The 6,332-nt window shown below is 65.5% G+C and carries 6 protein-coding genes; 4 read left to right on the top strand and 2 right to left on the bottom strand.

Annotated elements, in window-relative coordinates:
• The 4 genes from B2W70_RS11660 to B2W70_RS11645 all read left to right on the top strand — a co-directional run.
• Positions 1–688, top strand: a 688-nt coding sequence (locus tag B2W70_RS11660; protein WP_349677453.1) for a DUF2145 domain-containing protein, incomplete at its 5' end; no start/stop codon positions are given.
• Entirely contained in the window at positions 673–2,655 is a 1,983-nt protein-coding gene (locus tag B2W70_RS11655; protein WP_414631052.1) for an MFS transporter, read from the top strand. The genes B2W70_RS11660 and B2W70_RS11655, both read left to right, overlap by 16 nt.
• A 90-nt stretch (positions 2,656–2,745) precedes the next feature.
• Positions 2,746–3,435: a CAAX prenyl protease-related protein gene (locus B2W70_RS11650; RefSeq protein WP_286745858.1), complete on the top strand. Its 690-nt coding sequence runs from the start codon at positions 2,746–2,748 to the stop codon at positions 3,433–3,435.
• A gap of 16 nt (positions 3,436–3,451) precedes the next feature.
• A complete protein-coding gene (locus B2W70_RS11645; protein ID WP_286745856.1) occupies positions 3,452–4,486 on the top strand; it encodes an endonuclease/exonuclease/phosphatase family protein in 1,035 nt (344 codons plus the stop codon).
• Between the two features lie 57 nt (positions 4,487–4,543).
• On the opposite strand, the gene tgt is transcribed toward B2W70_RS11645, so the two are convergent.
• Positions 4,544–5,683 carry a tRNA guanosine(34) transglycosylase Tgt gene (gene tgt, locus B2W70_RS11640; protein WP_058088823.1) on the bottom strand — a complete coding sequence of 380 codons (1,140 nt, stop codon included), beginning with the start codon at positions 5,681–5,683 and terminating at the stop codon, positions 4,544–4,546.
• A gap of 17 nt (positions 5,684–5,700) precedes the next feature.
• Positions 5,701–6,332, bottom strand: a 632-nt coding sequence (gene queA / locus B2W70_RS11635; RefSeq protein ID WP_286745854.1) for a tRNA preQ1(34) S-adenosylmethionine ribosyltransferase-isomerase QueA, incomplete at its 5' end; no start/stop codon positions are given.

The raw sequence follows: 6,332 nt of genomic DNA, 5'->3' as shown, positions 1-6,332 counted from the left end.
GTCGGTGGGCGCGGTGCAGCAAGGCTTGGCGTTGGCCGAGCGCACGGCAAGGCGCCTGGACGCCAGCGGCGCCAAGGTGGTGGTGCTGGCCCGCGCCGGCCAGGACCTGCGCGAGCATGGGTTGCGCTACTCGCACCTGGGCCTGGCCTACAAGGATGCCGAGGGATGGCGTGTGCTGCACAAGCTCAACGAATGCGGCACCGAGCGCGCGGCCATCTACCGCCAGGGCGTGGGCGACTTCTTCCTGGACACGCCGCACGAGTACGTTGCCGGGGTGGTGGTGCCGGAGCAGGCCCTGCAGGAGCGCCTGTGGCCCTTGCTCAAATACGCTGGCAGCCGCGCCTTCCTGCACACACGGGCCTACAGCATGGTGGCCTACCCCTGGGCCACGCGCTTTCAGCAAAGCAACCAGTGGGCCATCGAGTTCGTGGCCTCGGCCGTGGGCTCGGACGTGGTCGATCGGGCCGCTGCCCAGCGTTGGCTCAGGGCAACGGGCTACCAGCCCACCGAGTTGCACCTGTCGATGCTGACCCGATTGGGCGCCCGCATGACCATGGCCAACGTTTCGTTCGACGACCACCCCAACGAGCTGCGCTTCAGTGGCCGCATCCGAACGGTCACGGTCGATTCGGTCTTTGCCTGGCTGCAACGAAGCGGTCTGGCGCGTGAGGAATGGGTGGTTCATTGAATGAACGCGCTGGCGGTTTTGATGTCCAATCGGTGCACAAACCATGGAGGACCTGTGCTGTGAGTGAGTCGACATCCCAAGGTGGTCAGTTCAGCCTGCTTGGCCAGCGGCGCTTCTTGCCGTTCTTCCTGGCCCAGTTCCTGGGGGCTGCAAACGACAACCTGTTCAAGTTCGCGTTCACGGTGCTGGTCACCTACCAGTTGCAGGTGAGCTGGCTGGAGCCCAAGGTGGCCGGCCTGGTGATCGGGGCGCTGTTCATCCTGCCCTTCTTGCTGCTGTCGGCGACCTCGGGGCAGTGGGCCGACAAGTACGACAAGGCCTTCATCATGCGCGGCGTCAAGCTCATGGAGGTCGGAATCATGGTGCTGGCCGGCCTGGGCTTCTGGTTCCAGTTGGTGCCGCTGCTGCTGGGCTGTGTCTTCCTGATGGGTCTGCACTCCACCTTCTTCGGCCCGGTGAAGTACGCCTACTTGCCGCAGCACCTGCGCGAGCACGAGCTCACCGGTGGCAACGGCCTGGTCGAGATGGGCACCTTCGTGGCCATCTTGCTGGGCAACGTCGGGGGTGGTTTGCTCATGGGCATCCCCGAAGTGGGGCCACACTGGGTGGCCGCTTCTTGCTTCGGGGTCGCCCTGGCGGGCTGGCTCACGGCCCGCGCCATCCCGGCGTCGCCATCATCCGACCCGGACCTGAAACTCAACTGGAACCCGGTCTCCGAGACCTGGCGCAACCTGCGTTTGGCCTGGCAGTACCCCAGCGTGTTCCGATCGCTGCTGGGCATCTCGTGGATGTGGTTCTTTGGCGCGGTGTTCCTGTCTCAGTTCCCCTCGTTCGCGCGTGACGTGCTGCATGGCAACGAGCAGGTGGCTTCGCTGCTGCTGGTGGTGTTCTCGGTGGGCATCGCCATCGGCTCGCTGCTGTGCGAGACGTTTTCGCACCGGCACGTGGAAATCGGCCTGGTGCCCATCGGTGCGGTGGGCATGACGGTGTTCGCGTTCGATCTGTACCTTGCAGCCTCCGGCCTGCCGCAGGCGCCTGGTGCCGCGCTCTACACGGTGGGAGAGTTCTTGGCGGTGCATGCCCACTGGCGGGTGATGGCCGACCTGGCCCTGCTGGCCTTCAGCGCGGGCCTGTACAGCGTGCCCATGTACGCGCTGATTCAGCTGCGCGCGCAGCCCAGTCACCGCGCCCGCATCATCGCGGCCAACAACATCCTCAATGCCCTGTTCATGATCGTCAGCAGCCTGCTGGCCGGCGCGATGCTGGCTGCAGGCTTCACCATCCCGCAGGTGTTCGGTGCCACGGCGCTGCTCAACGTGGTGGTGGTGGGTTATGTGTTCTGGCTGATGCCCGAGTACATCGTGCGCCTGGTGATGCTGTTCGTCACGCGCATCGTCTACCGCTTGCGGGTGCGCGGCGACCTGAACATCCCGACCGATGGCGCGGCCATCCTGGTGTGCAACCACGTCAGTTTTGTGGACGCCGTCATCCTGGGCGTCATCAGCCCGCGCCCGATGGTCTTCATCATGGACCACCGCATTTTCAAGACGCCGGGCATCGGCTGGTTCTTCAAGCTGGTCAAGGCCATCCCGATTGCGCCGCAGAAGGAAGACCCGCAGGCCTATGAAGCGGCCTTCCAGAAGGCCCGCCAGGTGCTGCAAGAGGGTGAACTGCTGTGCCTGTTCCCCGAGGGTGGCATCACGCGGGATGGCACGCTGCAGCCGTTCAAGGCAGGTGTCATGAAGATCCTGGAGACCAACCCGGTGCCGGTGATCCCGTCGGCGCTGCACAACCTCTGGGGCTCGACCTTCTCGCGCATCGAGGGGGCAGCCATGGCCAAGCCCCTGCGCCGAGGGCTGTTCAACCGCATCGGCCTGGTGGTGGGCGAGCCGATCGCGCCTCAGGATGTCACGCCGGAAAAGCTGCAAGCCAGGGTGCAGGAACTGCTGAACGAGCCTTCGCCCTGAGTTTCCCGGGGGCTTCCTCGAATGAGGGGGGAGCGGTGGCGTCGAGTGACGACACAATCCGCTCACCTTCTGGTTCACACACATTCATTCATGGGCAATTTCCTGTCTCCCGCGGCCTGGGCCCGGGTCATCCCCTTCGTCCTGTTCATGGTCTTCCTCGCTTTGCGGGGGCAGTTCTCCACGGAGGACGGCGAGGCCAGCCAGTTGCCGTTTGACGCCCGCTGGTTGTACGCGGTGTCGGTGGTGGTGGTGGCGGCCAGCCTGGCGTGGTTCTGGCGTCGCTATGACGAGCTCAGGCACTGGGGAATGGACTTCAAGCAGGTGCTGCTGTCCATCGCCGTGGGCATCGTGGTTTTCGTGCTGTGGACCCGGCTGACCGCGCCCTGGATGATGCTGGGCGAGCCCTCGGCGGGCTTTCGCCCGGTGGACGACGACGGTGAGCTGATGTGGACGCTGATCGCCTTTCGGTGGGTGGGCGCTGCCCTGCTGGTGCCGGTCATGGAAGAGCTGTTCTGGCGCAGCTTCCTGATGCGCTGGGTCGACAACCAGGATTTCGAGAAGGTGGACCCAGCCTCGGTGACGATCAAGGCCATCGCCTTGTCCACCCTGTGTTTCATGCTGGCCCACACCCAATGGCTGGGGGCCATCGTGGCGGGGCTGGCTTACGCCTGGCTCTACAAGAAGACCGGCTCCTTGTGGGCGCCGGTGCTGGCGCATGCCGTCACCAACGGTGTGCTGGGTGGCTGGGTGATCCTCAACGGGTATTGGTCGTTCTGGTGATGGTTTGGATGCTGGCATGAAGTTGTGCGCCCGCTTGTTCGTGACCTTGGTGCTGGCCGGTGTGGCTGGCCTGTTGTTCGGTCGCATCGAGGGCTCCGGGCAGTCCGCCCTGCTGGCCCTGTCTCAGTACCTGCCGTTTCCGGCCTACCTGGTGCCCGCGCTGGCGGCGGTCCTGGTCGCCTTCATCTGGTTGGGGTGGGTGTGGCGAAGCCTGGCGGTGCTGGCCTTGGTGGCGAGCCTGACACTGCTCATGGGCCTGAGCTGGGGTGCGCCCGAAGAGGGCCATGGCCGCGTGCGCTTCATGACCTACAACGTCAAGAGTTACCTGGCGCTCAATCGGCCCGGCGGCACGGACGAGCTGGCGCATGAAATCATCGAACACCAGCCCGACATCCTGGTCATGCAGGACGCGGGGCAGCTGGTGGACGTCGAAGGCAACGTCAAGTCAGCCGACCTGCTGCGGGTGGTGGGCGGTGGCTGGCAGCACGCGCATGCCAACGACGAGTACGTGTTGCTCAGTCGCTGGCCGATTCGCCAGTGCCGACATGGCGCGATCCCCGTTGGAGACGAGCCCCATGTGTTCGCGCACTGTGACATCGACGTGCAAGGCACCACCTTGCAGGTGATCACCGTGCACCTGATCACGCCGCGCAAGGGTCTGGTCGCCAGGCACCGGGGGCAGTCTCGGTGGCTGGGCCTGGACGAATGGCAGGACAACATGTTGCTGCGCGTGCGCCAGGCGGGCTTGTTGGCGGAGTACCTGCGCCAGCTGCCGCCGGGGCCGCGCATCGTGGCGGGTGACCTCAACGCCACCGAGCCCTCGGTGGTCGAGCAGACGCTGCTCAACACGGGCTTGCGCGACGCGTTCTCGTCAGCCAGCGTGGGCTACGGCTTCACGCACGGGCATTCGCTGCTCAAGGGGCTGTCCTTCCTGCGCATCGATCACATCCTGGTCAGCCCGGAGATCGCGGTGGCCGATGCCTTCACCGGCGGCACGCTGGCTTCGCAGCACCGTCCGGTCATCGCCGACCTGTACCTGCACCGGCACTGAAGGCCACTCCAGCCCGGATGGTTCGGTTTGGGGGCAGGGCAGGCGCCTGCGTCGTTTTCAGACTCCGCGTGCGCGATCGGCTGCGAACTGGCGCTGGAATTCGGCGAAGCGGCCGGCGTCCAGTGCGTCGCGCACCTCCTGCATCAGGTTCAGGTAGTAATGCAGGTTGTGGATGGTGGTCAGCATGGGGCCGAGCATCTCGCCGCAGCGGTCGAGGTGGTGCAGGTAGGCGCGGCTGAAGTTGCGGCAGGTGTAGCAGGTGCAGGTCTCGTCGATCGGGCGCTCGTCGGCCTTGTTGCGGCTGTTGCGCAGGCGCAGGTCGCCGAAACGGGTGAACAGGTGGCCGTTGCGTGCGTTGCGGGTGGGCATGACGCAGTCGAACATGTCCACGCCAGCGGCCACGCCAGCCACCAGGTCTTCCGGGGTGCCCACGCCCATCAGGTAGCGGGGCTTGTTGGCCGGCAGCTTCGGGCTGATGTGGTTCATCACCCGCATCATTTCGTCCTTGGGCTCGCCCACGCTCACGCCGCCGATGGCGTAGCCCGGCAGGTTCATGTCGGCCAGCGAGGCCAGCGACTCTTCGCGCAGGTGCTCGAACATGCCGCCCTGCACGATGCCGAACAGCGCGTTGGGGTTCTCAAGCTTGTCGAACTCGGTCTGGCAGCGCTTGGCCCAGCGCAGGCTCAGCTCCATCGAGGCGCGGGCTTCCTTTTCGGTGGTGATGTGGCCCAGCGACTTGTCACCCTTCCAGTACGGCGTGCACTCGTCGAACTGCATGACGATGTCCGAGTTCAGGATGGTCTGGATCTGCATGCTGATCTCGGGCGTGAGGAACAGCTTGTCGCCATTGACGGGTGACGCAAAGCGCACGCCTTCTTCGCTGATCTTGCGCATGTCGCCCAGAGACCAGACCTGGAAACCGCCCGAGTCGGTGAGGATGGGCTTGTTCCAGGCCTCGAACTGATGCAGGCCACCGAACTGTTTCATGATGTCCAGCCCCGGGCGCATCCACAGGTGGAAGGTGTTGCCCAGGATGATCTGCGCGCCCATGTCGTGCAGCGACTGAGGCATCACGCCCTTGACGGTGCCGTAGGTGCCCACGGGCATGAAGATGGGGGTCTGCACCACGCCGTGGTTGAGCGTGAGGGTCCCTCGGCGCGCGTGGCCTTCGGTCTTGAGGAGGTCGAATTGCAGCATGGAAAGGTCTCCTGGACTCAGGCAGCGACGTGGGCTGAAAGGTGGGGGCGCTGGATCAGCATGGCGTCGCCGTAGCTGAAGAAGCGGTAGCGTTGTTCGATGGCGTGGGCGTAGAGCGACTTGATGTGCTCGTAGCCGGCCAGGGCGCTGACCAGCATCATCAGCGTGCTCTTGGGCAGGTGGAAGTTGGTGACCAGCACGTCCACCACCTTGAAGTCGAAGCCCGGGGTGATGAAGATGTCGGTGTCGCGGCTGCCGACCTGCACGATCTCGTCGCGCGAGGCGTGCAGCGCCGCTGACTCGAGCGCGCGCAGCGTGGTCGTGCCGACCGAGACGATGCGCCCACCGGCCGCGCGCGTGGCGCGGATGGCGTCTGCCGTGGCCTGCGAGACCTCGAACCACTCGCTGTGCATCTTGTGCTCGGCCAGGTTCTCGGTGCGCACGGGCTGGAAGGTGCCGGCGCCCACGTGCAGGGTCACTTCGGCGGTGGCGATGCCCCGCGCAGCCAGCGCGGCCAGCACGCCTTCGTCGAAGTGCAGGGCGGCGGTGGGCGCGGCCACGGCGCCAGGTTCCTTGGCGAACACCGTCTGATAGCGGCGCACGTCGTCTTCTTCGTCGGCGTGGGTGATGTACGGCGGCAGGGGTACAT

Origin of the sequence: Aquabacterium sp. UBA2148 (assembly GCF_002328915.1) — a bacterium.
Taxonomy (GTDB): Bacteria; Pseudomonadota; Gammaproteobacteria; order Burkholderiales; family Burkholderiaceae_C; genus Aquabacterium; species Aquabacterium parvum.
This window is presented reverse-complemented; position numbering and strand designations above follow the sequence as displayed.

Coding starts and splice junctions, on each gene's coding strand:
- tgt (WP_058088823.1), bottom strand. CDS start 5,683: ATGCTGCAATTCGACCTCCTCAAGACCGAAGGCCACGCGCGCCGAGGG.
- B2W70_RS11645 (WP_286745856.1), top strand. CDS start 3,452: ATGAAGTTGTGCGCCCGCTTGTTCGTGACCTTGGTGCTGGCCGGTGTG.
- B2W70_RS11655 (WP_414631052.1), top strand. CDS start 673: ATGGGTGGTTCATTGAATGAACGCGCTGGCGGTTTTGATGTCCAATCG.
- B2W70_RS11650 (WP_286745858.1), top strand. CDS start 2,746: ATGGGCAATTTCCTGTCTCCCGCGGCCTGGGCCCGGGTCATCCCCTTC.